This window comes from Serratia sp. N21D137 (assembly GCF_047530005.1).
GTDB classification, from domain to species: domain Bacteria; phylum Pseudomonadota; class Gammaproteobacteria; order Enterobacterales; family Enterobacteriaceae; genus Chania; species Chania fonticola_B.
Genome location: NZ_JBLJAJ010000004.1, coordinates 62805 through 89590 on the forward strand (window position 1 = coordinate 62805; position 26786 = coordinate 89590).

26 protein-coding genes and 3 tRNA genes are annotated in these 26786 nt (G+C 51.9%); 17 read left to right on the forward strand and 12 right to left on the reverse strand.

What is annotated here, in order from left to right:
* Positions 1-16: 16 nt before the first annotated feature.
* A complete protein-coding gene (locus ACMV5H_RS04695) occupies positions 17-427 on the reverse strand; it encodes a GNAT family N-acetyltransferase (RefSeq protein WP_021178360.1) in 411 nt (136 codons plus the stop codon).
* Positions 428-929: 502 nt separating this feature from the next.
* Here ACMV5H_RS04695 and ACMV5H_RS04700 point away from each other — a divergent pair.
* On the forward strand, positions 930-1163 hold the full coding sequence (locus tag ACMV5H_RS04700; protein ID WP_024486733.1) for a hypothetical protein: 234 nt from the start codon (positions 930-932) through the stop codon (positions 1161-1163).
* A 114-nt stretch (positions 1164-1277) separates the two neighbouring features.
* Here ACMV5H_RS04700 and ACMV5H_RS04705 read toward each other — a convergent pair whose 3' ends face one another.
* Positions 1278-1592, reverse strand: a complete 315-nt coding sequence (locus ACMV5H_RS04705; protein WP_081050627.1) for a hypothetical protein — start codon at positions 1590-1592, stop codon at positions 1278-1280.
* Between the two features lie 389 nt (positions 1593-1981).
* On the opposite strand from ACMV5H_RS04705, the gene ACMV5H_RS04710 reads away from it, so the two are divergent.
* Both ACMV5H_RS04710 and ACMV5H_RS04715 read left to right on the forward strand, forming a co-directional pair.
* Positions 1982-2155 carry a hypothetical protein gene (locus ACMV5H_RS04710; protein WP_021804758.1) on the forward strand — a complete coding sequence of 58 codons (174 nt, stop codon included), beginning with the start codon at positions 1982-1984 and terminating at the stop codon, positions 2153-2155.
* Between the two features lie 146 nt (positions 2156-2301).
* The gene (locus ACMV5H_RS04715; RefSeq protein ID WP_115158352.1) at positions 2302-3216 is read left to right on the forward strand and encodes a DMT family transporter; all 915 of its coding nucleotides are present in this window, start codon (positions 2302-2304) and stop codon (positions 3214-3216) included.
* Between the two features lie 66 nt (positions 3217-3282).
* Here ACMV5H_RS04715 and cycA read toward each other — a convergent pair whose 3' ends face one another.
* Entirely contained in the window at positions 3283-4683 is a 1401-nt protein-coding gene (cycA, locus tag ACMV5H_RS04720; RefSeq protein WP_115158353.1) for a D-serine/D-alanine/glycine transporter, read from the reverse strand.
* Between the two features lie 630 nt (positions 4684-5313).
* Between cycA and ACMV5H_RS04725 the strand changes: the two genes are divergently transcribed.
* Positions 5314-5742, forward strand: coding sequence for a universal stress protein (locus ACMV5H_RS04725; RefSeq protein ID WP_021804757.1), 429 nt, complete (start codon positions 5314-5316; stop codon positions 5740-5742).
* 370 nt (positions 5743-6112) lie between these two features.
* Here the strand turns inward: ACMV5H_RS04725 and ACMV5H_RS04730 are convergent, their stop codons facing one another.
* Positions 6113-6337, reverse strand: a complete 225-nt coding sequence (locus ACMV5H_RS04730) for a DUF2594 family protein (protein WP_021178352.1) — start codon at positions 6335-6337, stop codon at positions 6113-6115.
* 792 nt (positions 6338-7129) lie between these two features.
* On the opposite strand from ACMV5H_RS04730, the gene uvrY reads away from it, so the two are divergent.
* The 6 genes from uvrY (at position 7130) to ACMV5H_RS04760 (ending at position 10661) form a co-directional block, all read left to right on the forward strand.
* Positions 7130-7786 carry a UvrY/SirA/GacA family response regulator transcription factor gene (uvrY, locus tag ACMV5H_RS04735; protein ID WP_021178351.1) on the forward strand — a complete coding sequence of 219 codons (657 nt, stop codon included), beginning with the start codon at positions 7130-7132 and terminating at the stop codon, positions 7784-7786.
* Positions 7779-9611, forward strand: coding sequence for an excinuclease ABC subunit UvrC (gene uvrC / locus ACMV5H_RS04740; protein ID WP_414821521.1), 1833 nt, complete (start codon positions 7779-7781; stop codon positions 9609-9611). Before uvrY ends, uvrC begins: the two co-directional genes overlap by 8 nt.
* Before the next feature lie 56 nt (positions 9612-9667).
* Complete coding sequence (pgsA, locus tag ACMV5H_RS04745; RefSeq protein ID WP_021804755.1) at positions 9668-10216, forward strand: CDP-diacylglycerol--glycerol-3-phosphate 3-phosphatidyltransferase; 549 nt, start codon at positions 9668-9670, stop codon at positions 10214-10216.
* A 144-nt stretch (positions 10217-10360) separates the two neighbouring features.
* Positions 10361-10436, forward strand: a tRNA-Gly gene (locus ACMV5H_RS04750).
* Between the two features lie 55 nt (positions 10437-10491).
* Positions 10492-10565: transfer RNA gene (locus ACMV5H_RS04755), tRNA-Cys, on the forward strand.
* A gap of 10 nt (positions 10566-10575) precedes the next feature.
* A tRNA-Leu gene (locus tag ACMV5H_RS04760) sits at positions 10576-10661 on the forward strand.
* A gap of 92 nt (positions 10662-10753) precedes the next feature.
* On the opposite strand, the gene ACMV5H_RS04765 is transcribed toward ACMV5H_RS04760, so the two are convergent.
* Both ACMV5H_RS04765 and ACMV5H_RS04770 read right to left on the reverse strand, forming a co-directional pair.
* Positions 10754-10966, reverse strand: coding sequence for an integrase (locus ACMV5H_RS04765; protein WP_414821522.1), 213 nt, complete (start codon positions 10964-10966; stop codon positions 10754-10756).
* Between the two features lie 766 nt (positions 10967-11732).
* The gene (locus tag ACMV5H_RS04770) at positions 11733-12185 is read right to left on the reverse strand and encodes a hypothetical protein (protein ID WP_021804754.1); all 453 of its coding nucleotides are present in this window, start codon (positions 12183-12185) and stop codon (positions 11733-11735) included.
* Between the two features lie 257 nt (positions 12186-12442).
* On the opposite strand from ACMV5H_RS04770, the gene ACMV5H_RS04775 reads away from it, so the two are divergent.
* Positions 12443-12862 carry a hypothetical protein gene (locus ACMV5H_RS04775; RefSeq protein WP_115158355.1) on the forward strand — a complete coding sequence of 140 codons (420 nt, stop codon included), beginning with the start codon at positions 12443-12445 and terminating at the stop codon, positions 12860-12862.
* An 86-nt stretch (positions 12863-12948) separates the two neighbouring features.
* On the opposite strand, the gene ACMV5H_RS04780 is transcribed toward ACMV5H_RS04775, so the two are convergent.
* Positions 12949-13443, reverse strand: coding sequence for an Lrp/AsnC family transcriptional regulator (locus ACMV5H_RS04780; protein WP_024485698.1), 495 nt, complete (start codon positions 13441-13443; stop codon positions 12949-12951).
* Positions 13444-13582: 139 nt separating this feature from the next.
* On the opposite strand from ACMV5H_RS04780, the gene ACMV5H_RS04785 reads away from it, so the two are divergent.
* Positions 13583-14539, forward strand: a complete 957-nt coding sequence (locus tag ACMV5H_RS04785; protein WP_414821523.1) for a DMT family transporter — start codon at positions 13583-13585, stop codon at positions 14537-14539.
* A gap of 148 nt (positions 14540-14687) precedes the next feature.
* On the opposite strand, the gene proP is transcribed toward ACMV5H_RS04785, so the two are convergent.
* Positions 14688-16190: a glycine betaine/L-proline transporter ProP gene (gene proP / locus ACMV5H_RS04790; protein ID WP_021178344.1), complete on the reverse strand. Its 1503-nt coding sequence runs from the start codon at positions 16188-16190 to the stop codon at positions 14688-14690.
* A 432-nt stretch (positions 16191-16622) separates the two neighbouring features.
* Positions 16623-17036: an Exc2 family lipoprotein gene (locus tag ACMV5H_RS04795; RefSeq protein WP_414821524.1), complete on the reverse strand. Its 414-nt coding sequence runs from the start codon at positions 17034-17036 to the stop codon at positions 16623-16625.
* Positions 17037-17180: 144 nt separating this feature from the next.
* Between ACMV5H_RS04795 and ACMV5H_RS04800 the strand changes: the two genes are divergently transcribed.
* The 3 genes from ACMV5H_RS04800 (at position 17181) to ACMV5H_RS04810 (ending at position 18309) form a co-directional block, all read left to right on the forward strand.
* Complete coding sequence (locus ACMV5H_RS04800) at positions 17181-17486, forward strand: hypothetical protein (protein ID WP_021804748.1); 306 nt, start codon at positions 17181-17183, stop codon at positions 17484-17486.
* 119 nt (positions 17487-17605) lie between these two features.
* On the forward strand, positions 17606-18109 hold the full coding sequence (locus tag ACMV5H_RS04805) for a YlaC family protein (protein WP_179248025.1): 504 nt from the start codon (positions 17606-17608) through the stop codon (positions 18107-18109).
* Between the two features lie 68 nt (positions 18110-18177).
* Entirely contained in the window at positions 18178-18309 is a 132-nt protein-coding gene (locus ACMV5H_RS04810) for a hypothetical protein (RefSeq protein ID WP_021178340.1), read from the forward strand.
* A gap of 417 nt (positions 18310-18726) precedes the next feature.
* Here the strand turns inward: ACMV5H_RS04810 and ACMV5H_RS04815 are convergent, their stop codons facing one another.
* The 3 genes from ACMV5H_RS04815 to mdoC all read right to left on the reverse strand — a co-directional run bounded on the left by ACMV5H_RS04815 (position 18727) and on the right by mdoC (position 22389).
* Entirely contained in the window at positions 18727-20448 is a 1722-nt protein-coding gene (locus ACMV5H_RS04815) for a potassium/proton antiporter (protein WP_021804745.1), read from the reverse strand.
* A gap of 278 nt (positions 20449-20726) precedes the next feature.
* On the reverse strand, positions 20727-20951 hold the full coding sequence (locus ACMV5H_RS04820; protein ID WP_021178338.1) for a hypothetical protein: 225 nt from the start codon (positions 20949-20951) through the stop codon (positions 20727-20729).
* A 310-nt stretch (positions 20952-21261) separates the two neighbouring features.
* On the reverse strand, positions 21262-22389 hold the full coding sequence (gene mdoC, locus ACMV5H_RS04825) for a glucans biosynthesis protein MdoC (RefSeq protein WP_115158357.1): 1128 nt from the start codon (positions 22387-22389) through the stop codon (positions 21262-21264).
* Between the two features lie 252 nt (positions 22390-22641).
* On the opposite strand from mdoC, the gene ACMV5H_RS04830 reads away from it, so the two are divergent.
* Both ACMV5H_RS04830 and mdoH read left to right on the forward strand, forming a co-directional pair.
* On the forward strand, positions 22642-24210 hold the full coding sequence (locus tag ACMV5H_RS04830) for a glucan biosynthesis protein G (RefSeq protein ID WP_037374882.1): 1569 nt from the start codon (positions 22642-22644) through the stop codon (positions 24208-24210).
* Positions 24203-26764 (forward strand): glucans biosynthesis glucosyltransferase MdoH, encoded by a 2562-nt coding sequence (gene mdoH / locus ACMV5H_RS04835; RefSeq protein WP_414821525.1) that lies wholly within the window; start codon positions 24203-24205, stop codon positions 26762-26764. Before ACMV5H_RS04830 ends, mdoH begins: the two co-directional genes overlap by 8 nt.
* Positions 26765-26786 lie beyond the last annotated feature (22 nt).

Below are 26786 nucleotides of genomic sequence, written 5' to 3' on the forward strand. Positions count from 1 at the left end.
TCATACTTCAGCGCTATCAGATGTTTTTCGCTAAATAGATGCGAGTATGGCGGTGCGCATAACCCGCTAAGTTGCCATACGGCTGGTACCCCAGTTTTTCGTAAAACGCCTGCGCCTGAAAACTGAAGGTATCGACATAGGCCATATGGCAACCGCGCTTGACGGCTTCCTGTTCTGCCCGCAGCATCAGGTCACGTCCGTAGCCTTTTTTGCGATACTCGTCACCTACCCACAGGTACTGGACTTCTAATCCCCCCCACCAGGTTCTGGCAACCAGCCCGGCCACAATCTGCCCGCGATCGTCGGTGACGGTCAGGAATAACGGATGAATATCTACCGCATCATACTGATGGTTGTGCGCCCAGAGGCTGTCAATCACGAACTCTTCATCCTGCGGATTTGGAGTGTCCGTTACGTTAATCTTCATGGTCAATTTTTCCTTTTCATGCTAATAATTCAAATTTTCATTAAGGTCTCTGTATTGATTAGCTTTTGTTAACATTTATTGTCAATGATTACAAGGGGGTTTTTCACCTGTTTTCCTGGTGGCAAAAAATGGGTATGTTGTTGGTAAGAGAAGGGAATAATTGACCTTTCTCAAGAGTATACCGAATAGAGAATATTGTGCTTCACCAGGGATACGCCCTTTAGGGCAGAGGATAGTGACAAGAGCAAGCTAACTTGCCAACCGCACTATGCCTCACTGAACATGTAGTAAGATTTACCATCACTTCGCAGTAATGCATTGCGCAAAGTAGCGGATTAAACTCCGCTACTTTGCCGCAAAATCCGTGCCTTTATCGTATAATTACCTGTTAAGCACCCCGTTTCGTGGTGCTCCTCGCTTCAAGTGGCCCCACTGAGGTATTATGACTGAGCGACCGATTTCGCGGCCAGCTCGCAACAGGTGAGAAAGTATTGATGGCATTATGAAAACACTTAAGCCGCGCCGCCCTCATGGGCGGTGGATCTATTACATTCTGCACGAAGATATTCTGTGGCCATGCCCAGTCAAATGGGAGTGGGAAGAGAATTTCGAGGCATGGTTGCCTTTTTACTACTCGCCCACCTTGGAGTTTGTGGCAGGCGATCCGGCGAAAGCCGTCAAGGTGACGAAACCCCAAACGCCCGGCTTGCAGCCGAAACGCCTGGAGTACGCTTGATTCGGGTATGCCCGATGATTATTCAACCCATCCCTGAATGCCGATACTCGCCAAGCCTTGCTATCCGGCCTGAAGTAATCCATCCCTGACGCATCGCCGTTTTTCTGGCGGAACTCAATTGAGTAAATCGTGAACGGTGCGGCGCACGTAGTGGGTCATCTGCGCCAGGTCTTCGGGCGCAACCGGGCCACCGCCAGCCAAGACGACCTGTTGCTCGATCTGGGCGATCTCTTGCTCAACCCGGTTGGCGATTTGCACCTTGACGATCTTGTCTACCGATGACAGCAGAACCTTCAGTACCACTTTCAGCGCAATGTTTTCGCAGAATGAATCGTAGGAGTGGGCTGTTGGCGGCGCTTCTACCGCCGGTGGCGGCATGCGTGGGGCCATAGCCTTGAAACTGTCTACATTTTCAATAATAAGATCCATGTCTCTTATTAGTTCATCAAAATCTTTAGACACTGACTTATTTCCCTTTGCAGTACGCAAAAAATAGAACGCCTGGCTTTGGTTGGCTGACAGGCGGACACAGCTTGAATCGACCGGACGTTCAACGGGTGAGCGGTAGGCTGGTCGGCATTTTAACCCTGCTCGGGTTCCGCAAACAAGATAGGGATGATTGATGGTTTGCCTTCTATGTATAACTGCTAGTGATGGTTTTTCGCTGTCTATACAAAGTGTATTGCCGCCTGGAGCTCTGATAACCGGTGCCCTATGATAAAAAATGCGAAGGGTATTCAGATAAACGCTTAGACCGCAACCCGACAAGCGCCGCACAGGCTAAACTTGAGGGGCAGACATTCACACAGGGAGGAGATATGGAACCCGAACGTGGCATTAAGCGAGTGATACTTTCTGATGGCGCTATCAAACATGTGGTGGTGGAAGACGCTATGGGCAACGAGCGCACCCTGGCTGCCGTAGATTACATCTCTGAGGGGATACAGCCGCCGTTGGAAACGCTGCCGGAAGTCCCGGCCCAGGAAGAGTAAAAAGACCCAGGAGGATGGGTTGTCAACCCTCGGCACCGGGCGGCGATTGCTGCTGCCAATCCGGCACGATATTGCCCATTGCTAGCCTTTTCCCCATACTGGCAGAAATTGTGTATTTTATTGCACCCAGCAGGAAGGGCAAGTCAGTGTCAACGGTCAAGAAAAACTCTACTCCCTCGCTGTTTCTGAAAATCAAACCCCAGGAAGCCGTGCTGGTCCTTATCACCATGCTCTGGGGCGGCACCTTTTTGGCCGTGCATCAGGCGATGCTGGTCAGCGGGCCATTCTTTTTTGTCGGGCTACGTTTTGGCACCGCGACGTTGGCGCTGGTGCTGTTTTCTCTGCGTTCGCTGCGGGGGATGACCTGGTACGAAATCAAGGCGGGGGTGTTTATCGGCACCTCGATCATGTTCGGCTATGGCCTGCAAACCATGGGGCTGCAGACCATCACCAGCAGCCAGTCGGCCTTTATTACCGCCATGTACGTGCCGATAGTGCCATTATTGCAGTGGCTGGTCCTTGGCCGTATGCCGGGGATCATGTCCTGGATTGGCATTCTGCTGGCCTTCGTCGGGCTGATGCTGTTGAGTGGGCCAAGCAGTTCCAGCCTGGCATTCAGCGGCGGTGAATTCCTGACGTTGGTCAGTGCGCTGGCGATCGCTATCGAGGTGATTTTAATCGGTGCTTTTGCGGGCAAGGTCAATGTGCGGCGGGTGACAATTGTGCAGTTGGCTACTGCGTCGTTGTTATCGTTTTTGATGATGGCTCCTACCGGGGAGTCGGTTCCGGCGTTTTCCAACTATCTGCTTTACAGCGCGGTAGGGTTGGGGATCGCCAGTGCGGTGATCCAACTGACGATGAACTGGGCACAACGCAGCGTTTCACCTACCCGTGCCACGGTGATTTATGCCGGTGAACCGGTATGGGCTGGGATAGTCGGCCGTATCGCCGGTGAGCGTTTGCCTGGGTTGGCGCTGATTGGCGCAGGGTTGATTGTGCTGGGGGTGATTGTCAGTGAGTTGCGTATTCGGCGTAAACCAAAGCCAGTAGAGTTGACATAGGGGCGGGCGCTGCATACTGCACCTGTAAAAACGCCGCGTGAGAACGCGGCGTTGCAATAACTAGGGTTAGGCCGCCTTCTTACGGCGCACAAACTGATAACCGATCCCCAGAATGATAAACCACAGCGGCGTGACGACCAGCGCCTGGCGTGTGTCCTCGCGCAGCGTCAGCAGCACCAGCACGAATGCGAAGAACGCCATGCATACCCAGCACATCAACTTACCGGCAGGCATCTTGTAGATCGATTTCTGGTGCAGTGCCGGGCGTTGCTTACGGTAGACCAGATACGAGCACAGGATGATGGTCCAGACGAACATGAACAGAATGGCCGACACGGTGGTGACCAGCGTGAATACGGTCATGACGTTCGGGATCAGATAGATCAGCACCACGCCGCCTAGCAGACAGATACAAGAGAAGGTCAGGCCGTTTGCCGGTACCGCACGCTTGGACAGGTTGGCAAAGGATTTAGGCGCATCGCCTTCCTGCGCCAGGCCGAACAGCATACGGCTGGTGGAGAACACGCCACTGTTGGCGGAAGAGGCAGCAGAGGTCAACACCACGAAGTTGATCACGCTGGCTGCGGCTGGCAAACCAATCAGTACAAACAGCTCGACGAACGGGCTCTTATCGGCCACCACCGAGTTCCAAGGCGTTACCGACATGATCACGATCAGCGCGAAAACGTAGAACATGATAATGCGGATCGGGATGGAGTTGATGGCGCGTGGCAGCACTTTTTCCGGATCTTTGGTTTCGGCCGCGGTGGTTCCCACCAGCTCGATACCCACAAAGGCAAATACCGCAATCTGGAAGCCGGCAAAGAAGCCGCTAATGCCTTTCGGGAACATGCCGCCGTCATTCCATAAGTGGGAGAAGGAGGCTACGCTGCCGGTTGGGGATTCGAAGTGCATCGCCACCATCACCAGACCGGCGACGATCAGGCCCACTATCGCGACGATTTTGATCATCGCAAACCAGAACTCCATCTCACCGAACATTTTCACCGTTGCCAGGTTCAGGCTGAGCAGCAGCAACACGCACAGTAAAGAGGCGATCCATTGGGAGAGGTCGGGGAACCAGAACTGCGCGTAGGCGGTAATGGCCACCACGTCGGCAATACCGGTCACCACCCAACAGAACCAGTAAGTCCAACCGGTGAAGAACCCTGCCCAGGGGCCGAGCAGATCGGCGGCAAAGTCGCTGAAAGATTTGTACTGCAGATTGGAGAGCAGCAGCTCGCCCATCGCGCGCATCACGAAGAACAGCATAAAGCCGATGATCATGTACACGAAGATGATGGAAGGCCCGGCCAGGCTGATGGTCTTACCGGAACCCATAAACAAACCTGTACCAATGGCACCGCCGATAGCGATCAGCTGGATATGTCGGTTTGAGAGGTTTCGCCTTAGGTGATCTTCTGATCCGGGCGTGGCGTCCACTGCTATTTTAGAATGATCTACCATCTTATGCTGTCCTGTTTTTACCTGTCATGAGTGGAGTGGCGAGCTCTGAAGTGGCTCTTTTTTATCTGTATTAGCCGGTTTTTCCGACAAAAGTTAAGGTGACTCAATATCACCACCTTTGTGCAACATATTTACAACATAATGGGGCGGGATAAAAGCCGATTATTCTTTACTCAGGGGAGGCAAATCGGACGTCCAGGGGGCGGAAGATTACTCTTTACCGCGGCAAATGAACAGTGCTGACAGTGGTTATCTCATTGATTAAACAGGGGCTTATAAAATTCGCATGAGAAAAACTAATGTTAAAAGACGATTAAACTAATCCGGATCCCTGTCTGTGCTTGAGGGGCGCTAATAGCGGGTTTTGCGCGGGGAGCAGTTGAGTTCTAATCAGTTTATTGCTGCAGCTGGCGCGGCTTGGCAGAGGATCGCCGGGCGTCCAGCGTACATTTGGTTGGTTTTGCGGTTTAAATCACAAAAGTATAAATCATTGGTTGAGTCATGGTGGTCAAAAGGTCGAGAAGCCACCAGCTACACCTGTTGATCACAAAAGCATCATAAATAGGTACAAGCTCCCATTGGCCAGCGGTAAGCTGTGTTCATCACGGTAATACAGAGAGGGGATTGAATATGTACAAGACCATTTTAGTACCGGTAGATCTTGCAGAAGACGTATTGACTGAACATGCGCTCGAACACGTGGAGTATCTGGCCAAGATGTCTGGGGCCAAGGTGCATTTCTTCCATGCCTTGCCGGATGCTTCGGCGTTTGTGACCGCCTATTCGTTTGGCATCAAAGAGTTTGAAAATCAGGCTGAAGTGAAGGCGGTGGAGGGGTTGAAGAAACTCATGGCGAAGATCGACCTGCCGTTGGAGCGTCTTTCTTATACCATCAGCTTCGGTTCGCCACGTGACGAGGTGTTACAACTTGCCGAGGAAATCTCAGCCGATCTGATCGTGATTGGCTCTCGCCGTCCTAGTGTCAAAACCTACCTGCTAGGCTCGAATGCGGCCGCCATTGTCCGCCACGCCAAGATCTCGGTGATGGTAGTCCGATAATCACTAGTTAGCCCTCATCTAACCCGGCCCGCGCCTTGCGGGCCAATTACCCCCAAGAAAACGATGCTTGCCAGCATGCCCGTGCAGATACTGCGCGAAAGGTAAGTTAATTCCTAATCTATAGGACTATTTATTCGCGTCACGAACAATAATGGGGTAATAAAAATCCCACAACATTATTAATGATTAAATGGGACTAATCCTATTGTTGTTTTTTCAACTAATGATTAATGCGCTAGAGTGAATGTAGGTTAAGTTAATGATAGAAAATATTCTGTTACGAAACTTATCATTCGACCGTTCAGGAGGGGCGCTAATTACATCGCCAAGCCGTTATCAGACCCCAAACGGGGGCCTGATAGCGCACGGATTATTGGCGGTAGGCGTGCTTGATCTGCTGAATACTGTTCTTGAAGATTTCAGCCTGATCCGGGTCATCTACCTGAGCGGCAAAACGTTCCAGATTGATGATCACTTTACCGGCATCAGCCTGGCCAATTGCCTTTAATATCAACGTCAAAGTGGCTTTGAGGCAGGCCACTTCGGTGGCCAACGCTTGCGGGTTTGCAGACGTAGTGAAGTCAACGTTGCTCATTTTATCTCCTGAATTTTAAGGCGTAAGCCTGAAGTGAAATATGAAATGTGGTTTGATGCACAACAACCCGCTGCCGACCCACCCAGGCAGACCCCGTGCCTCATTTAGGGCGCGGAGTATATCACAGCATCGGCAGTTCGTATCGCTGAGGCCGCGTGGCGAGGGCACGATGCCCGTTAGGGCTGGTCGGCAGGGCATTTTTTTGCGCTAGAGGTGTAATTCCTCTGTATACTCATTTATAGTTAGCGACGGGATGTGCGCTTTCAGATAACGTGGATTTTATAAAGTAATACTGGCTTAATTCGACGTGATGAATAACTATTTCATCTGCAAGCTATTGACATTTAGGACGGTTATTTTCTCTTGAAATGTCACCTTTTTCCCCATCTACAACGGTTATGTATTCTGAATAAGGGTTTACCTACAGCGGTTTGTACGTGATTAAAAATGGCGTAATTTTGTTATTTTTTTGTAATTCATATAGTTACGGGTGATAATTGGCAGGGTGGTTATTATCTGGTTTTGTGAAAACAGCGATTAATTTTCCCGCCAGAAGGCGTAAAATGGCGTATCATGGTGGTAATGTATTGAGCCTAATAGGCTTGATGGTTTTTTATCCGTTAACCAGTGCTTTAATCGTAACAAAGGTGGTACAGGGGTCGACAAACCTGGCCATAGTTAACCGAGAGTAAGTATTAATCTGTATTCATTCTTTGCTGAAAACCAAGTAATATCTGTTTAGATGACAGAGGCTGATTGATTGCGTTACTCCCTTATTTTGGAGAATTTTCCTTGATTAGCGTTCTTCTTGTTGATGACCACGAACTGGTGCGCGCAGGGATACGACGCATTCTTGAAGATATCAAAGGCATTAAAGTTGTTGGCGAAGCACAATGCGGTGAAGATGCCGTAAAATGGTGCCGCGGCAACACTGTCGATATCGTTTTGATGGATATGAATATGCCGGGTATTGGGGGGCTGGAAGCCACCCGTAAGATTGTGCGTTACACGCCCGATATCAAAGTCATCATGTTGACTATTCATACTGAGAATCCGTTGCCTGCCAAGGTGATGCAGGCGGGCGCAGCTGGCTATCTGAGCAAAGGCGCAGCACCGCAAGAGGTGATTAATGCGATCCGTTCGGTACATGCCGGCCAGCGCTACATCGCTTCGGACATCGCCCAGCAAATGGCATTAAGCCAGTTGGAGCCGCAGGCGGAAAACCCGTTCAGTACCTTGTCTGAGCGTGAATTACAAATTATGTTGATGATCACTAAAGGGAAGAAAGTGAATGAGATTTCAGAACAGCTGAATCTCAGCCCTAAAACAGTGAATAGTTATCGTTATCGTATGTTCACCAAGCTGAATATCAGCGGGGATGTTGAATTGACCCATCTGGCGATCAGACACGGGCTGTTCAACGCGGAGACATTGTTAAGCAGTGAATGATCGTTTTGATGCACCGGCATTTCTTAAAACCGTAACCAGTCAGCCTGGCGTATATCGCATGTATGATCTGGCGGGGACGGTGATCTATGTGGGTAAAGCCAAGGACCTGAAAAAACGTCTCGCGAGCTATTTTCGCACTCAGGTCAGTAGCCGCAAGACGGAAACGCTGGTCAAAAATATCGCGCAAATTGACGTTACCGTTACCCATACGGAAACCGAGGCGCTACTGTTGGAACATAATTATATCAAGCTGTATCAGCCCCGATATAACGTTCTGTTGCGTGACGATAAATCCTATCCGCTGATTTTTTTGAGTGCCGATAGCCACCCACGGCTGACGGTACACCGTGGTGCCAAGCATGCCAAAGGTGAATACTTTGGCCCGTTCCCCAATTCTTACGCTGTGCGTGAAACGCTGGCGCTGCTGCAAAAACTGTTCCCCGTGCGTCAATGCGATAACAGCGTCTACCGCAATCGCTCCCGTCCTTGCCTGCAGTATCAGATTGGCCGTTGTCTGGGGCCATGCGTCGCCGGTTTGGTGAGTGAGGAAGATTACCGTCAGCAAGTAGACTATGTGCGCCTGTTTCTGTCCGGTAAGGATCAGCAGGTCTTGCACCAGTTGATTGCGCGGATGGAAAACGCCAGCAAACTGCTCAATTTTGAAGAAGCTGCGCGCATCCGCGATCAGATCCAGGCGGTACGGCGAGTAACGGAAAAGCAGTTTGTCTCAGGAGACAGCGACGATCTGGACGTGATCGGCGTGGCTTTCGATGCGGGTATGGCCTGCGTACACGTGCTGTTTATTCGCCAGGGTAAAGTGTTAGGCAGCCGCAGCTACTTCCCGAAAGTGCCGGGTGGTACAGAATTGAGTGAAGTGGTGCAGACCTTTGTGGGCCAGTTCTATTTACAAGGCAGCCAGGCGCGCACTTTGCCAGCCGAGATCCTGCTGGACTTTACGTTACCGGAAAAAGATCTGCTGGCTAGCTCGCTAAGCGAACTGGCTGGCCGCAAGATCCAGATCCAGAGCAAGCCGCGTGGCGACCGTGCCCGCTACTTGAAGCTGGCACGTACCAATGCCTCGACGGCGCTGGTCACCAAGCTTTCTCAGCAATCGACTATCCATCAGCGGCTGGCGGAACTGGCGAAAACGCTGAACCTGACCGAAATAAACCGGATGGAGTGTTTCGATATCAGCCACACCATGGGCGAGCAGACCGTGGCTTCCTGCGTGGTGTTCGATAGCAATGGTCCACTGCGCTCGGAGTATCGGCGCTACAATATTACCGGCATCACGCCGGGTGATGACTATGCCGCGATGGCGCAAGTGCTGAAACGGCGCTATGGTAAAGCTCTGGAAGAGAGCAAGATCCCGGACGTCATCTTTATTGATGGCGGGAAAGGGCAACTGGGTATGGCGATTGACGTGTTCAATTCGCTGAACGTGACCTGGGACAAGAACAAACCATTGTTGATCGGTATTGCCAAAGGCAGCGATCGCAAAGCCGGGCTGGAGACGTTGTTCTTCGTCCCTGAGGGGGAGGGGATTTCGCTACCTTCGGACTCGCCGGCACTGCACGTGATCCAGCATATTCGTGATGACTCACACAACCATGCGATCACCGGCCATCGCCAGAAACGGGCGAAAGTCAAAAACACCAGCGCCCTTGAACTGATTGACGGCGTTGGGCCAAAACGGCGTCAGGTGCTGTTGAAGTATATGGGTGGACTTCAACCATTATTGAACGCCAGCGTTGAGGAAATTGCAAAAGTGCCGGGTATTTCACAAGCATTGGCAGAAAAGATCTACAATGCATTGAAACACTGAGGGCAATGTAGCAACATACTCTTAATTTCCACTCCAGCCAGATAGTTACCAGCATTATGCAATTGAATATACCGACTTGGCTTACCCTGTTCCGCGTAGTTTTGATCCCATTCTTCGTCCTGGCGTTTTACCTGCCGTTCGTCTGGGCTCCCATGCTCTGTGCGGTCATTTTCGTGTTTGCTGCTGTAACCGACTGGTTTGACGGCTTTTTAGCCCGTCGCTGGAAGCAGACAACCCGCTTTGGTGCGTTCCTCGATCCGGTTGCCGATAAGGTGATGGTGGCGGTGGCCCTGGTGCTGGTAGCGGAGCATTATCACACCTGGTGGATCACTCTGCCTGCGGCAACCATGATTGCCCGCGAGATCATTATCTCGTCGTTGCGCGAATGGATGGCGGAAATCGGCAAGCGCAGCAGCGTGGCGGTTTCGTGGATTGGCAAGGTGAAAACCATGGCGCAGATGATGTCATTGGTTGGCCTGTTGTGGCGGCCAGAGCCTACGGTGGAGTATCTGTCGTTCGGCTTGCTGTACATCGCAGCCGTGCTGACCTTCTGGTCAATGTTCCAATATTTGAACGCGGCACGCCGCGATTTGCTGGAACCTTGATCGAAGCGATGTAAAAATCGGCAAACGAACCCGGTGAGATAACAATTTTATTGACTCACCACGCCAGATAAGTAGAATGCATCGCATCAGACGGCAGCGGTGAGTTGCCAAAAGATTTAAAAAAATCAGCAAGTTCTGATTAATGCGGGAATAGCTCAGTTGGTAGAGCACGACCTTGCCAAGGTCGGGGTCGCGAGTTCGAGTCTCGTTTCCCGCTCCAAATTTAGTAAAGCTGGTGATTGCGAGCTTTAGCCTGCAAAGGCAAACAGAATTAAGGCGCGTTAACAAAGCGGTTATGTAGCGGATTGCAAATCCGTCTAGTCCGGTTCGACTCCGGAACGCGCCTCCAATTTTCCCGAGCCCGGGTGGTGAAATCGGTAGACACAAGGGATTTAAAATCCCTCGGCTTATGGCTGTGCGGGTTCAAGTCCCGCCCCGGGTACCAGGAAAATACACTAAGAATAATCAAAGCAATATGTAGTAATGTCGTACCGCCGAGAGGCGGTTTTTTTGTGCCTGAAATCATCCTTTGCCATATCATTTCACCCTATTCTGGCCGCCGAACACCGTCACAACCGCAATTTTCCGATCATACCGTGCCGTTTGCCTCACGTTCTTGTGGCCAGATACTGCTTGCTGGTCGTACAGGCTTCCGCTCAGAGCAGCGATGCCTTTTACTTTCAAATCGTGGAACGTGAAATCAAAACTCAGGCTTAGGTGCTTCTCCGATGCTGCCTTGTTAGGCTTCATCCAATGTGCGTTAAAGCTGTCCCGGGTATATCTGGATCCTGACGGTTGGTGAAGAACGAATACGCTTAGCTACACTCTGGCGCTTCAGGCCTCATTACAAATTTGCGCCGGACAGATAGGAACGATGAATATTTGGCGTGCAGAATTACCCCACGAAAGTAGACTTCGCTGATTGCCTATTCGAAATCTGAAGGGCGCCGCGTTTTGCAACCAGGTTGAATTTATAAAAAGTTGCTATAACCATTGAGTCCAAGACTAACTTTGTCTATGCAGCTTACCCAGGGAAAATTTATGGCAGAGGACGCAATGCTGATGCAAAGAGTTCGATTATATTTACATCTGGTGAATTGTTTAACGAGGTTGGGGATATTATCGCGACGGCCACTGCAACGTTCAAGGTGTTTCCTTTTGAGGTTCCGGATTGGACATGGAAGTAAATGTCATGACATGAAGAAGGATATTAACCTAATTATATTCATTTTGGCCGCCTCTGGGCGGTTTTGATTGACCATCACAGAGCAGCTTTGCGAGGCTGCTGCGTAATGCGCAAGCAAAGCTATCCGCAACCGATACATATCGTAAGCTGATGGGTGAACTGAATACGTGGTGAATGTGCAGGGGCCAGAATGTGAATATTGTCATCCTGTCACATGCCGGAGGTCAGCACCGACCACCACAGCCTTATAGAAAAGCTCCTGCTCAGTCGCCGGGGCTTTTTTGCTCCCGAAACACGCGGTCTGGTTAAAAATAGCACAACTGATACCCTCTATTTGGCGTTAATCACTCCTTTGCTGCCTGCATCATTATCCACCCAGACATCTTCCCCCTTGAGGCGACGATCTCCTTGAATGGTATAAGTGATGGTGCCACTTCTGAACACCAGCGCGCCATCAGATTTTTTTGCTTTGACCTGCTTGCCGTTGACCAATACACGATCCTTACCATCGATACGGATTGTCGCTACCTTGGCCCCCGTCTCTGGAAAGGTGGCAACCCACTCACCGGCATATGGGCTGACACTGGTGTCAGCAGTGGGGGCGGCTCCAAAGCCGGCCTTGGCATTCTCGGCCTTGGTTTTGTGAATGTCACAGCCTTGAGCCTCGGTCACTTGGGTACAGCCAGAACGCTCCAACTGCTGGGCAAATTTTGCGTTGATGGCGTGGGCTGGGGTGATGCCAAGTAGGGTAAGTGTCAGCATAAGAGCAGCATTTTTTGACATTGTAGTTCCTCCAAACATGAGCCGATCTATTGCCACGGAAACAGACCGGGTATTTCGGTGGCTGAGGGGTATATCTAAATCTAGCACTCAATAGCCCTTAACGCGATTCAACAAGCAACGAAGCACGGTGGTCGAATATAAACGGAGCGCTATGGCTTCTCTATCGTCGATTTATAAATTGAATGGATTCAGCCCGATTTTGTTGCCAGCGGCAACTGGTATGCTACAAGACTCGGCTATTCACTCAGGAGATGACGATGGAATTTGAAATTGAGATTATTAACCCGGCGAAACATCCAGAGCTAGCGGCCCAGCAGGTGGTTATCGAGTTGATCCGCGCAGGGAAAATTGACAACGCCTTTAATGGTGCCAAAGCGTTAAACACTTACCAAAACCTGGTGGAAAAGTATAAGGCATTAGCTGCAGAGCCCGGTGCTGTTCAGGCTAAGGACAACCCTACAGCGCTCCCCGCCTCGGAGGTTAAGATGGCTACATTGCCAAGTAAACCTGCAGTGGTTGCGGCCAAAGCAAAAAACAATGTCGACAAGGCCCCCGTAGCGGCAAAATCGAGGGCCAAGACATCGGCTCCAGCGGTTAAAGAGTCAACCGTTGCTGCAGAAGTCGTTGCCAAGCCAAAGAAAGCCAAACCAAACCCGACTACAGCCAAGAAAAAATAATCCTTCTATGCGTGGAGGCGCCCGTTTCCGCGCAGTTTATTTCAGGTTGAAGTTTGTCAGCTCAGGCGTGACTCGTGATCAAACGGCTATTTCGTCGAGACTATGCTGATGCCTTCGGCCGGTAGCGGCAGCGCCGTTTTATAGCGTACCTGCTTGAGGGCAAAGCTGGAGCGGATGTTGGCTACGCCCGGTATCTTGGTCAGATGATCCAGAATGAAACGCTCAAGCGCGCGGATATCGGGCACCAATACCCGCAGCAGATAATCGGCATCGCCCGTCATCAGGTAACACTCCATCACTTCTGGGCGCTGATCAATGGCCTGTTCAAAGTTGCTGAGTGCACCTTCAACCTGCTTTTCCAAACTCACCTGAATAAATACGTTCACATGGAGCCCAAGCACAGCCGGTTCCAGCAAGGTCACTTGTCCCCTGATGATGCCCAACTCCTCCATGGCTTTTACACGGTTGAAGCAGGGGGTTGGGGATAGATTGACCGAACGGGCAAGCTCAGCATTGGTGATCCTCGAGTTAGTTTGCATCGAGTTCAGAATGGCAACGTCTGTGCGATCAAGCTTCTTCATATGAGAAAATTTACCCTTAAAATGTGATTTATGAGGTTAAAATGACTCATAAAAACCGATTTGAAAAACATAATAAGAGAAAGTTTCCCCGGTTATCCAGATAAAATTAGCATATTGCATGAATGGATGAGAAACCGCTGTGGATACTGAGGGTAATTACTTAACCGGCTCGCCCAGCGTGCAGAGCTATGCGCCTGATAGCGTGAAAATCAAAGGCGTCCTGCTGCTGGTTGGGGCCATTGTGATTTGGGGGGCGAACTGGCCGGTGATGAAGGCAGGGCTTTCACATATGACGCCGATTTGGCTTTCTACCACCCGATTTGTCAGTGGTGCGCTGTGCCTGTTTGCTCTACAGATATTGACCAAAAAGTTGCGATTCCCGCCCCGCAAGGATTGGCCGTTAGTGGTGAGCGTCGGGCTGCTGCAAATGCTGACATTTACCGTGCTCGGTGCCTTTGCCATGACCGAAGTGCCTGCAGGCAGATCCGCTATCCTGGCTTACACCACGCCGCTCTGGGTCACGCCTATCGCTGTGTTATTTTTCCGGCAGTCGCTTTCGCGTCGGCAACTGATGGGATCGTTGCTGGGTGGTGTAGGGGTCATTGTACTGTTCAACCCGTTCACGTTTAACTGGGGCGATAAGGTTCTGATTGTGGCTAACCTGATGTTGCTGACGGCCTCCTTTGCCTGGGCGATGTGCATTTTGCACTTGCGTTATCATAAAGGAGTGTGCAGCGCGTATGAGCTTGCTCCCTGGCAGATGCTGCTGGCAAGCGTACCGTTGGCGTTGATGGCTCGGGTATGCGAAGGGCCATATACCGGCGATGGTTCTACATCGTTAATCGAAATACTGCTGTTTATGGGCCCGCTGGCGACCGCGTTCTGCTTTGTTGCGGTGAATGCCGCCAGCATGTGGTTGTCGAGCACCAGCATGTCAACGGCGATGCTCGGGGTGCCGGTGATAGGCTTACTGATGTCCGTTGTCTTCCTGGGGGAGCAATTGACTCTCACGCTGGGTATTGGCCTGCTGGTCATTATGGCGGGTATTTTTATCGTGACGGTAAAACCATCGACAAATGGCATTAAGACTTCCTAGCGAATCTGCTACGGGTTCATAACCTGGCTAAGTTGAACGAGGCCGCTGACAACATCTTGACCGGCTTCATGCAGCGCCCATTGAGACTAATAAAAAGGCCAGAGTCGTTACGCTAACGAGCTCTGGCCTGTTTGTTCACCGAGGAGAATTAATCCAGTTTTGGATGCTGGTCGATCAGCGTTTGCTTTTTCTTCTCCAAATCGGCGATTTGCTGGCTGATATCTTCCACTTTCTGCTCGATATTATCGTAAGTTTCCTGCAGCAGCTCTTTGGCTTCTGAGCGGTCAGAGGCGGCAGGAGCAGCACCGCGCAGCGGCTTGTTGGCCGTTTCTTTCATATACAGGCCGGTAACCAGACCAATCGCGGCTACCACCATCAGATAATAGGCTGGCATATACAGGTTACCGGTGGTTTCGACCAGCCAGGCGGCCAGCGTTGGTGTGACACCCGCAACCAGTACCGAGATATTGAATGAAATCGCCAGCGCGCTGTAACGGATGTGGGTAGGGAACATCGCAGGCAGAATGGAGGCCATTACCCCGATAAAGGAGTTGAGCAACACGGCCAGTATCAACAGGCCAACAAAAATCAGGCCAATAACGTTACTGTTGATCAAGATAAAGCTAGGGATGGCCAGCACCAGCAGACCGAGGCTACCGCCAATGATGAAGGGTTTACGGCCAATGCGGTCGCTGGTCATGCCGACCAGTGGCTGGACGAACAACATACCTAGCATGATGGCAATGATAATCAGCACGCCGTGGTCTTCGGAATAGTGCAGGTTATGCGACAGGTAGCTTGGCATGTAGGTCAGCAGCATGTAGTAGGTCACGTTGGTTGAGATCACGATACCTACGCACACCAGCAGGCTTCTCCAGTGCTTGGTAGCGATCTCTTTGAACGAGGTTTTCGGCGGGTTCTCAATGGCCGCACGATCGTTCTGTTCCATTTTGTCCATATGCTGCTGGAACGCTGGCGTTTCTTCCAAGGCGTGGCGCAAATACAGGCCAATTATCCCCAGCGGTGCTGCCAGGAAGAACGGAATACGCCAGCCCCAGTCGAGGAAGTTGGCCTCACCCACGATGCTGGAGATAAGTACCACCACACCTGCCCCTAATACGAAGCCGGCGATGGAGCCAAAGTCGAGCCAACTGCCCATAAATCCGCGTTTACGGTCCGGTGAATACTCGGCCACAAAGATGGCTGCGCCAGAATACTCCCCACCGACGGAGAAGCCCTGTGCCAGTTTGGCCAGCAACAGCAGGATAGGGGCCCAGATGCCAATCGAGGCGTGGGACGGGATCAGGCCGATACAGAAGGTACTGATCGCCATAATAATGATGGTAACGGATAACACTTTCTGGCGGCCGAATTTATCGCCCATGGCACCGAAGAAGACACCGCCCAAAGGACGTACCAGGAAAGGAACCGAGAAGGTGGCCAGAGCGGCAATCATTTGCACGCCAGGCGAGGCGCCAGGGAAGAACACCTGGCCAAGTGCGTAGGCGACAAAGCCGTAAACACCGAAGTCAAACCATTCCATGGCGTTGCCTAACGCGGCGGCGGTAATGGCTTTTTTTAACTTGCTGTCATCAATAATAGTGATGTCATTAATCTGTAGTGGTTTATGCTTTTTTTTTCTTAGCTTCATAAATCATCCCATGCAAAATTGATCGTCGGCGAGTTCGTCGGCCCGCTCATTTTTATTGGTCAAGATATCAGTCAGGCTAATGTTACCTCTGTTTTGCAGATCGTCCTCGTGGTTTTTTCTGAGAGTCTCATCACAATAATTAGGGTTTTAAACAAAAAAAGTCATCCTTAGGATTAGTTTTTCTTGTCATATAGCTTAGCGTTATCTGGAGCTTGAATCAAACCGAGTAAAAAATGTTATGTTTTTCAGTGACTTTTACGGCAGGAAAGTCTGAGGGATGGGTGGATTTTCATCAATAAAGGGGGGTGAAAAGTGTTCAGTATGTCCCCGAACACCTGTCTACGATGTCCCCGAACAGTACAGGAATGATACAGAGTTAAGGCCCCCACACAGACGCAAGAGCAGAGGCGGTGCTGTTAGCTGGTCGTCTGGTTAAGGCTTGCCGTCATAGCCATCCCAGTAAGTGGCGATAGCATTTTCGAGCAGGATCTCGCGCTGTTTTTTCGGCGAGTCAGCCGTATAGGATTGATTATACATTGTCGCCTTTTGCTCTGATTCAGGTAAAAAATCAGGGTTGCGGAACTCATTCACCCTTTGCTGTGCCTGTTCACGGGTCAGTCTATCTTGGCGATCTTTTTTTCCTGTCTGGTAGAACTGCTCGAAGAACGGGATGGCGGTTTTAGCTGACTTCGAGATATTGGTCTGCGTGTTGGGGTCGAAATGCGCATTCGCCAACTGATAAGTGGCATGGCGTGCATGTCTTTCAACGCTGCTTTGTGACGCGGTGCAGGCGCAAAGCAATAGCGCGGCAAGCAACGGGATAGAACGATAACGTTTTGATGGCATGTGATGCTCCTTGTTATAGGTATTGAAGGTCCCAAAGGATGTGCCGCTATTCTATCCCAGTAGCAACATATTGAAACCCATCATGATAGCGCAACCCTTGCTACACTTATTACAGGCAGCGTTGCCTGGTGAGTGGAGGTGGATATGTCTGATACCGAACTGCTTCAAGTGCTTTTGCAGCGTATAGAGGCATTGGAAGCGCGTGAACAGGCACTCACTGCGGCCTCCAATGCCTACCAGGCAATCATCACCACCATTTTGGGTAATATGGATAAAACAGCGTGCGACAAGGTGATTTCGATGATCGATCAGGCACATGAAATCGCCTATGTACGTGCTGCACATCGCTGTGACGAACCGCAGAAACGTAAAATCAAGCAGGCGGATGATGTTGCACAGCGTATGTTTATGGTCGCGCAGGGGCAGGGAAGGGCATCACAGTCACGCTGATCCTATAACAGTTTGCGGCGAATAATGCAGGAATTGATCTACCTCAATAAACTGTCATTGTGATAGCTTGGGCTGAGATTGGTGATAGTCACGATGCGCTGAGGCATTAAGGTATGGCGATGGATACGATTAAGAACATCCTGGTTGCGGAGATAGAACAGATTAACCGGCGGGAAGGGCGTGATGGTAAGCCGCGCTTCAACAGCGAGTTTGCACGTACCCATCGCTGGCTGTGTTTTGCCATGTTCGCTGGCTATTTTGCGGTGATCGCGGTGATGTACCCGGTGCCCTACATGGGGCTGTATTCGTTCCTGGGTTTTACTGCCTTTGTGCTGTTTATGTTTGCCATGCTGCTGATAGAAATCAAGCCGGTTTACCGCTTTGAGGACATCGGCGTACTGGATCTGCGAGTTTGTTACAATGGGGAATGGTACTTTACGCGCGCACTGTCGCCGCAGGCTATTGAGGCACTGTTGAACGAACCTACGGTAAGCTCGGTGTTGAAAACCCGTATGCAGGAAATCATCGCCAACAAGGGCGAGATTGATTTCTATGACGTTTACGATCTGGCTTATGCCAAAAAATTAGCTACCCCTTCAGCGCCACAGGCCGCGCTGAGCTGAATAGGTTGCACCGGTGTCGAGGTTGGCTATAATAGCTGTTGGCATGAGACTATTCTTAGGAAATAGCGATGAGTGATGACATTTTTGATTTTGACATTGATGATGAATTAGCCAAAGCAGAAAAAAATGCGGCGCAGAAGGCTAGGGAAGTTCCTGAAATTCTTGAGGATGAAGAAGACTGCGAAGGCTGCAAAATCTGATTGAATTGCCAAAAAAACCGCTGCGGCGGTTTTTTTATGCCCGCCCGCCAGACATAGCCTCAATCCAGCACGAAACCCCAGATCAACAGCCCGGCCACGGTAACGAGGCACAGGGCAGAAACGGTCAGCAGCACTTTTCCCAGTAAATCTTTCTCTTGTTGTTTTTGCATCAGGTTACATCATCCAAGTAGTATTCGATGGACCAAATCGGCGATACCCAAATCCAGCAAGGCAACGCTTAAAGCGATGACGGTCAAGGCTGAAAAGAACTTCGTTTTGCTGCTCAAGATCTTATCCGACGGTTGATGTGCCGCAAACGGCCCACCTCAACGCTGGGGCGGGCATTAATGACAGTCATTAAGAGTTTTCCGGGCCGGATTAGTTCCCGCAAGGGAATGGTTAATGGCGATTAACGGGTTAATCGGTGACGATCTTGACGCCTATCTTGCTGATTTGATTAGCATCCATCTCCGCGATAGTCCAGGTCAAACCATCCCATTCCACCTGATCCCCCACCACGGCTTCGCCCCCGATTAACCGGCTAACGAACTGGCCGAGCGTTTGCTGATCGTCCACACCGTCTTGCAGATTCAGGCCGTAGACCTGAGAGATATCACTCAGGCGCGCATCAGATTGCAGAATGAAATCACCGAAGAACCGCTCATCCAGCGTAACCGTTGGTGCCTGGCTGAACAGTTTACCCAATGCAGGCAAATCGTGTTCATGGCCAATAACGCACAGAGTATCGCCTTCCAGCAAGCGGGTGCTGCCGCTAGGGTGTAACAGTTCTTTGCCACGGAACAGCGCGGCAATGTGCGTTCCCGGTGGCATCTTGAGTTCGCGTAGCGCCGCGCCAACGCACCAGTTTTCTGCGCTTAGCTGATAGACAAACTGCTCCCATTGGTTTTCCTGATGAACATCCAGCCCCACGCGGGAGATCGGGGCTAATGCCGGTGGCACCACCACCTTGGCCTTTTTGGCGGCAAAGGACAGCGAAGTGCCCTGCAACAGCAGTGAAACCAACACCACAAAGAACGCGACGTTAAAGAACAGATTGGCATTGGGTAGCCCGGCCATCATCGGAAACACCGCCAGGATCACCGGCACCGCGCCGCGTAAACCCACCCAGGAGATAAACATGCGTTCGCGCAGGTTGAAGTTGCGAAACGGCAGCAGGCCGATAAACACCGATATCGGGCGGGCAAACAGGATCATCCACAGCGAGAGCAGCAGGGCAGGGATGGCGATAGGCAACAGGTCGTGCGGGTTAAGCAACAGGCCGAGCACCAGGAACATGCCGATCTGGCTCAGCCAGGCCAGGCCGTCGAAGGTTTGCACAATGCCGTGGTAGTTACGGATTGGGCGGTTACCCAGCAGCAGGCCGCACAGATAGACCGCCAGAATGCCGCTGCCATCCAGGGCCGTGGTTAATGCAAAGATCAAGATGCCGCCGCTTACCGCCAGCAGCGGATACAACCCTTCCGCCAGCTTGATGTGATTGATTAGCGTTATCAGCAACCAGCCTCCGCCCAGGCCGAGTACGATGCCCATGCCGAACTGCTGCAAGAGATGGACGATGAACATCCAGCTTAGCGAGGTTTCACCAGCGGAAATCATGGCAATCAGGGTGATGGTTAAAAACACCGCCATCGGGTCGTTGCTGCCGGACTCAATTTCCAGCGTCGCGCTGACACGCTCGTTCAGGCCTTTGCCACCCAACAGTGAGAACACCGCAGCCGCATCGGTCGATCCAATAATGGCACCGATCAGTAGCCCCTGGATCAAATCGAGGTTAAACAGCCAGGCGGCGGCCAGGCCCGTCAGACCGGCGGTGATCAGTACGCCGATGGTAGCCAGTGACAATGCTGGCCACAGCGCGACACGAAAGGAGCTGACGCGAGTACGCATACCGCCGTCGAGCAGGATCACGGCCAGAGCCAGGTTACTGACCAGATAAGCGACGGGATAGTTATCGAAGGCGATGCCTCCAGGGCCGTCAACACCGGCCAGCATGCCTATCGCCAAGAAGATCACCAGAATGGGAATACCCAGGCGTGAAGAGAAAGAACTGAGCAGAATACTTGCTCCCACCAACACGGCACCGATGATGAACAAGCTATTGATCGTGCTGGCATCCAAAATAATGTTCTCCTGCGAGTTGAGCTGAAAGGGGGGGCGCCAAAGCAAAGACACCGCATCATAATAGCCTGTTTGTCCTGTGCAACGCCAAGGCTGATTGCCAAAAAAACGGTGTCATTATTGCTACTTGCCGCAAATTTTGATGAAAAGAGAGGTGAAAGGTGGGTATTGCGGTTTTTGTGCCTATTTATCAGCTCATTGAGGACGGTAGGAAACAGGTTATTGATGAAAAACCATTAACCCCCCAGCAGGAGGCTTAATGGTTAGCAGGCGGGAGGTTAGTGATCGAGTGATTGCAGAGCACGCTTGATTAATTCGGCTGCCAGTTTCCTTTCGGCCTCAGAGATCCCGTCCAGGTTGAGGCTGGAAAGCTCGGTGACCAATACGCTGCGATCTTTGCCACTGATAGAAGAATCCAGTGCGGACAGCAGTCTACCCAAGATTTTCAGTAGTGTGGCGTTTTCTGCTACGGCTTCGGTTGCCGCGGTCGGTTTATCGGTCATTAAAAATCCTCTCTGTCGTGACGGAAGGGAAATGTTACCGGCGCACGCGATGGTGATGCGCCATCCCTTAGGGTTCGTGAGCCCAATCGCTACCGTAAGGCAGGGATGTGGATTTTTTCTTATGCACGGTAGTTATAACAACTCACCGCAATATGCTCCAGCACAACTTTGCATCAACGGGTCGTGATAGGTTGAGCACTATGTGCCTGACCACCGATCAATTATAGCTAAGCGGGCGCAGCATGCGGTCTCCTTGAGAGGGCCACATTATGTTTGCAGGGCGCTGCAAGCAACGCCCTTACACAGGAGGTTAGGCTTTACCAGAGAACAGGAAGCGTAACAGCGGGATGCGCTTGTGCAATTCATATAACAGGAAGGCGCAAGCAAAGACGAACACCAGACCCAGCAGGAAACCCAGCAGATTATTATCGATCAGCGGAGTCACGAAGGCGCCGTATATCAGCGTCAGCGGATGGTGAACCAGATAGATAAACAGCGAAGCGTTGACCAGATAGGTAATGCGGGGCGAATGGAAATCGAGCAGCGCATGGCCAAATGCGAACACCACGTTGGCCATCAGGACCCCGAGCACGGCTTTGATCATGATCTCCAGTTCAAACCCGAAGCTGCTGTGCGCCAGCAGTTTCTGGTTGAGCATGTAGGCTACCAACAGCAGCAGTGAGCCCAGTAGGGCTGGCCACGAGGGTTTGAGGAACACCGCTTTCAGCCATGAGTACTTAAACGCATAGGCACCCACAATGAAGAACGGCAGGTAGAACAGGGTTTCCATCACCACGAAGTTGAACAGACCGTTAGACAGTAAATGCGGGGCGGTGATTAAAATAATGCGATGAAACACGCCGTATATAAAGGCATACAATAAAAACCACAATGAGATATTGCTGAGAGTGGTCATTTTATTTATTGGCCGCGGTGCCATCGGCGTTTTTATCGCCTTAATTTTTTTAAACAGATAAAAACAGGCGCAGGTCAATAAGCACAAGGTTAATAAAAACCACAGATGGGAGACCAACTCCCAAACCGCCACGTTTATTTTTTGATAAGGGGTGAAATCATCCCAACCGGTTAATTTATCGGTGTAGTTCTTGAGTAAAAAAAACTGTGGCAGGGTAATCAATGGGATAGAGCTCAACAGCGGAATGGCAACCCGCTCCAGGCGTACCTTCAACCAGCGGTGGCTGTCATAGCGTTCGTACAGCATGTAGGAGAAGTAGCCGGAGATAATGAAGAACACCTGCATGCGAAAGGCGTGAATAAAGTCGTTCAGCACCGTCAGCGAAAACGACGGGGCCGCGCTGTTTACCGCCCACGAGTGGCTGGAGTAAATCAGAGAAAGATGAAAAGGAATGCCCAGCAGCATCAAATAGGCCCGGATCGAATCCAGGAAAAACTCGCGCTGGTTAGTGCTGTTAGTCATAGGTTACCGCTGGTGGTTGCATCAGGGGAGTGTAAACCCGCTTAATAAGTCGGCAATGGGGTAATCGCAAACTCAAACCCTACTATAGCGACCGACATTTTTCCATAGCGTCTTGGAGCACGGCTTGCTACGCTGCACAACTGCTTAAACTCTAGGCCGTAAACATCAGCACACGTTTATCATGTTGTCGGCGAGCAGAATAATCCATTAATATGGATTTTGAATATTTTGAGCACACGAATAGGGGGGGATGTGCTAGTAAATCTATTATCAAAAAAACCACACGCCACGAGCGTACGTTGGTTAGGTGCTACCGTTTTATGCACGTTGTTGAGTTCGCAGGCTTGGGCTTTTTCTATCGACGATGTGGCCAAACAGGCACAGGATCTGGCAGGCAAAGGCTTTGAAGCCCCGAAGAGCAACCTTCCTTCTCAGTTTCGCGATATGAAGTTCGCGGACTATCAGCAGATCCAGTTCAATCACGATAAAGCCGTGTGGAGTAAGCTGAAAACCCCTTTCAAGCTTGAGTTCTACCATCAAGGGATGTACTTCGACACGCCGGTTACCATCAATGAGGTCACGGCCACCAGCGTCAAAGAGATCAAATACAGCCCGGACTATTTCAACTTTGGCCCCGTCAAGCACGATCCCGACTCGGTGAAGAAGCTCGGTTTCGCCGGGTTTAAAGTGCTCTATCCGGTCAACAGTGCGGATAAGAACGACGAAATCATGAGTATGCTGGGCGCCAGCTATTTCCGCGTAGTGGGTAAAGGGCAGGTTTATGGGCTTTCTGCCCGTGGGCTGGCGATTGATACCGCCTTGCCATCTGGCGAAGAGTTCCCGCGTTTCCGCGAGTTCTGGATCGAACGTCCTAAGCAGGGCGACAAACACCTGGTGATTTATGCCTTGCTGGATTCTCCTCGTGCTACCGGCGCTTATCGTTTTGTGGTTTACCCCGGCCGCGATACCACGGTAGATGTCCAGTCCAAAGTGTTCCTGCGCGACAAAGTGGGCAAGTTGGGTATGGCACCGTTGACCAGCATGTTCCTGTTCGGGCCGAGCAATCCTTCGCCAACGCTGAATTACCGCCCGGCGCTGCATGACTCCAACGGTCTGTCTATCCATGCCGGTAACGGCGAGTGGATCTGGCGTCCGCTGAACAATCCTAAGCACCTGTCCGTCAGCACTTACAGCATCGAAAACCCGAAAGGTTTTGGTCTGCTGCAGCGTGGCCGTGATTTCCGTGATTACCAGGACCTGGACGATCGTTACGATCTGCGTCCAAGCGCCTGGGTTGAGCCGCGCGGCGATTGGGGCAAAGGCAAGGTTGAGCTGGTAGAGATCCCAACTGCGGATGAAACCAACGATAACATCGTGGCGTTCTGGACGCCGGACGTGTTGCCTGATGCAAAAACGCCGTTGGCCTTGAACTACCGCCTGTACTTCACCCGCGACGAAGAGAAGCTGCATTCACAGGATATCGGCTACGTGGGTAAAACCATGCGTTCAACCGGTGATGTGAAGCAGTCAAACCTGATCCGTGAGCCGGACGGCAGCGTGGCGTTCCTGGTTGACTTCGTCGGCCCGGCACTGAAAGCGCTGGATGCCGATACGCCGGTGGCTTCTCAGATCAGCATTGGTGACAACGGCGAAATGGTGGAAAACAGCGTTCGCTATAATCCGGTCACCAAAGGCTGGCGTTTGACGGTGCGTCTGAAAGTGAAAGACGAGAAACAGCCGGTAGAAATGCGTGCTGCGTTGGTCAACGGTGACAAGACCTTGACGGAAACCTGGAGCTATCAGCTACCTGCCAATGAATAAGTCTACTGAAACTGCCCAGGAATATCTTGCGGCAATGCCCCTGACCGATGAGCGGTCAGGGGTGCTCAAACAACAAGTGATGGCGGGTGATACCCCGGCACTGGAGGCTTTGCATCGGCAGATGGGAGCCGCTGATGTCAATGTGGCGTCGCTACCTGCCGATGACATTGCCCTGGCCTCGGTCAAGGCACGCATCAGCCAGGCTTGGCCGGATGCCGTCGATGACGACGATTTTGATTGTGACCCGGAAGGGCGCACCATCCTGAAAGCCACGCCGCCGATAAAACGGACCACCATGTTCCCTGAAGCCTGGCGCACCAACCCGGTGGGGCGTTTCTGGGATACTCTGCTGGGCCGTAAGACGCATAATCGTCATGCCAGCAAAGAAGAAGCCGAAGCGGAAAACCGCTGGCGTATTGTCGGTTCAATGCGCCGTTACGTGCTGTTGATCCTGATGTTGGTGCAAACCGGTATCGCTACCTGGTACATGAAAACCATCCTGCCTTATCAGGGCTGGGCGCTGATCGATCCTATCGCCATGTTCGATCAGGATCTGATGCAGTCGATGTTGCAAATATTACCTTATCTTTTGCAGACCGGTATTCTGATCCTGTTTGCCATTCTGTTCTGCTGGGTCTCTGCCGGTTTCTGGACGGCGCTGATGGGGTTCCTGCAACTGCTGATTGGCAAAGATAAATACAGCATTTCTTCGACTATCAAAGGTGATGAGCCGATCGACCCAGCGCACCGTACCGCGTTGATCATGCCGATCTGTAACGAAGATGTCGAACGGGTCTTTGCCGGGTTACGGGCAACCTATGAGTCGGTGAAGGCGACGGGTCAGCTCGAGCATTTCGATATCTATGTGCTGAGCGACAGTTACGATCCCGATATCTGCGTCGCCGAACAGAAAGCCTGGATGGAGTTGTGCCGCGATGTTGAGGGCCACGGCCGTATCTTCTACCGCCGTCGCCGCCGTCGTGTGAAACGCAAGAGCGGCAACATCGACGACTTCTGCCGTCGTTGGGGCGGTGAGTACAGCTACATGGTGATCCTGGACGCGGACAGCGTGATGAGCGGCGAGTGCCTCACCGGTCTGGTGCGCTTGATGGAAGCCAACCCGAACGCCGGTATCATCCAGTCTGCGCCAAAAGCCTCAGGCATGGATACGCTGTATGCCCGTGTGCAGCAGTTCGCCACGCGCCTCTATGGCCCGTTGTTCACCGCTGGTCTGCACTTCTGGCAGTTGGGCGAATCCCATTACTGGGGTCATAACGCCATCATCCGGGTAAAACCCTTTATCGAGCACTGCGCGTTGGCACCGTTGCCGGGTGAGGGCTCGTTTGCCGGTTCCATCCTCTCCCATGACTTTGTGGAAGCCGCACTGATGCGTCGTGCTGGCTGGGGCGTGTGGATCGCCTACGATCTGCCGGGCAGTTATGAAGAGTTACCGCCTAACCTGCTGGACGAGCTGAAACGCGACCGCCGCTGGTGTCATGGCAACCTGATGAACTTCCGTCTGTTCCTGGTAAAAGGCATGCACCCGGTACACCGCGCGGTGTTCCTGACAGGCGTGATGTCCTACCTGTCGGCACCGTTGTGGTTTATGTTCCTGGCGCTGTCCACTGCCTTGCAGATAGTGCATACCCTGGTGGAGCCACAATACTTCCTGCAACCCCGGCAGTTGTTCCCGGTGTGGCCACAGTGGAAGCCAGAGTTGGCGATTGCGCTGTTCTCTACCACCATGGTGCTGCTGTTCTTACCGAAGTTGCTGAGTATCGTGCTGGTTTGGGCAAAAGGCTCGAAGCAGTACGGCGGGCCGATCCGTCTGCTGATCTCCATGCTGATGGAAGTGATGTTCTCAGTGCTGTTGGCGCCGGTGCGCATGCTGTTCCATACCGTGTTTGTGGTCAGCGCCTTCCTGGGCTGGGAAGTGGTGTGGAACTCGCCGCAGCGTGATGATGATGACACCCCTTGGGGCGAAGCCTTCAAGCGTCACGGTTCGCAAATGTTGCTTGGGCTGGTTTGGGGCGGCGGCATGGCATTGCTGGATCTGAACTTCCTGTGGTGGCTGTCACCGATCGTCTTCTCGCTGATCCTGTCACCGTTTGTTTCGGCGCTGTCGAGTCGCGCTACGCTCGGTCTCAAGAGCAAGCGAGCCAAGCTGTTCCTGATCCCGGAAGAGTACGATCCGCCGCGTGAGCTGGTTGCCACAGACACCTATCTGCAGCTTAATCGCCAGCGTGCCTTGCGCAACGGTTTTATGCATGCTGCGGTGGACCCGTCCTACAACGCCTTGGCTGCCGCGCTGGCAACGGCTCGTCACCATCTGCGCGCCATTATCGATCGGACGCGGGAAGAGCGGGTGAACGAGGCGCTGGAAGTAGGGCCAGAGAAGTTGGCGAAAGCCAAACGCCTTGAGCTGCTAAGCGATCCGGTGGCGTTGTCACGCCTGCATCAGCGCATTTGGCTGCTGCCGCAGGGCGAGGCTTGGCGCGAACATTATCGGCAATTACCGCATAATGAACTGGCTCACCCCGTCGGCCAACGCTGACGGTTAGTATTAATTAAAGGGG

What these genes read in the sequence shown, in the direction of transcription:
- mdoC (WP_115158357.1), bottom strand. Translation starts at nt 22,389, where the DNA reads ATGACTAACAGCACTAACCAGCGCGAGTTTTTCCTGGATTCGATCCGG.
- ACMV5H_RS04705 (WP_081050627.1), bottom strand. Translation starts at nt 1,592, where the DNA reads ATGGATCTTATTATTGAAAATGTAGACAGTTTCAAGGCTATGGCCCCA.
- ACMV5H_RS04810 (WP_021178340.1), top strand. Translation starts at nt 18,178, where the DNA reads ATGAGTGATGACATTTTTGATTTTGACATTGATGATGAATTAGCCAAA.
- mdoH (WP_414821525.1), top strand. Translation starts at nt 24,203, where the DNA reads ATGAATAAGTCTACTGAAACTGCCCAGGAATATCTTGCGGCAATGCCC.
- proP (WP_021178344.1), bottom strand. Translation starts at nt 16,190, where the DNA reads ATGAAGCTAAGAAAAAAAAAGCATAAACCACTACAGATTAATGACATC.
- ACMV5H_RS04730 (WP_021178352.1), bottom strand. Translation starts at nt 6,337, where the DNA reads ATGAGCAACGTTGACTTCACTACGTCTGCAAACCCGCAAGCGTTGGCC.
- ACMV5H_RS04695 (WP_021178360.1), bottom strand. Translation starts at nt 427, where the DNA reads ATGAAGATTAACGTAACGGACACTCCAAATCCGCAGGATGAAGAGTTC.
- ACMV5H_RS04725 (WP_021804757.1), top strand. Translation starts at nt 5,314, where the DNA reads ATGTACAAGACCATTTTAGTACCGGTAGATCTTGCAGAAGACGTATTG.
- ACMV5H_RS04775 (WP_115158355.1), top strand. Translation starts at nt 12,443, where the DNA reads ATGGAATTTGAAATTGAGATTATTAACCCGGCGAAACATCCAGAGCTA.
- ACMV5H_RS04765 (WP_414821522.1), bottom strand. Translation starts at nt 10,966, where the DNA reads ATGAAGCCTAACAAGGCAGCATCGGAGAAGCACCTAAGCCTGAGTTTT.
- ACMV5H_RS04805 (WP_179248025.1), top strand. Translation starts at nt 17,606, where the DNA reads ATGGATACGATTAAGAACATCCTGGTTGCGGAGATAGAACAGATTAAC.
- ACMV5H_RS04710 (WP_021804758.1), top strand. Translation starts at nt 1,982, where the DNA reads ATGGAACCCGAACGTGGCATTAAGCGAGTGATACTTTCTGATGGCGCT.
- cycA (WP_115158353.1), bottom strand. Translation starts at nt 4,683, where the DNA reads ATGGTAGATCATTCTAAAATAGCAGTGGACGCCACGCCCGGATCAGAA.
- ACMV5H_RS04770 (WP_021804754.1), bottom strand. Translation starts at nt 12,185, where the DNA reads ATGTCAAAAAATGCTGCTCTTATGCTGACACTTACCCTACTTGGCATC.
- pgsA (WP_021804755.1), top strand. Translation starts at nt 9,668, where the DNA reads ATGCAATTGAATATACCGACTTGGCTTACCCTGTTCCGCGTAGTTTTG.
- ACMV5H_RS04800 (WP_021804748.1), top strand. Translation starts at nt 17,181, where the DNA reads ATGTCTGATACCGAACTGCTTCAAGTGCTTTTGCAGCGTATAGAGGCA.
- ACMV5H_RS04795 (WP_414821524.1), bottom strand. Translation starts at nt 17,036, where the DNA reads ATGCCATCAAAACGTTATCGTTCTATCCCGTTGCTTGCCGCGCTATTG.
- ACMV5H_RS04820 (WP_021178338.1), bottom strand. Translation starts at nt 20,951, where the DNA reads ATGACCGATAAACCGACCGCGGCAACCGAAGCCGTAGCAGAAAACGCC.
- ACMV5H_RS04700 (WP_024486733.1), top strand. Translation starts at nt 930, where the DNA reads ATGAAAACACTTAAGCCGCGCCGCCCTCATGGGCGGTGGATCTATTAC.
- ACMV5H_RS04780 (WP_024485698.1), bottom strand. Translation starts at nt 13,443, where the DNA reads ATGAAGAAGCTTGATCGCACAGACGTTGCCATTCTGAACTCGATGCAA.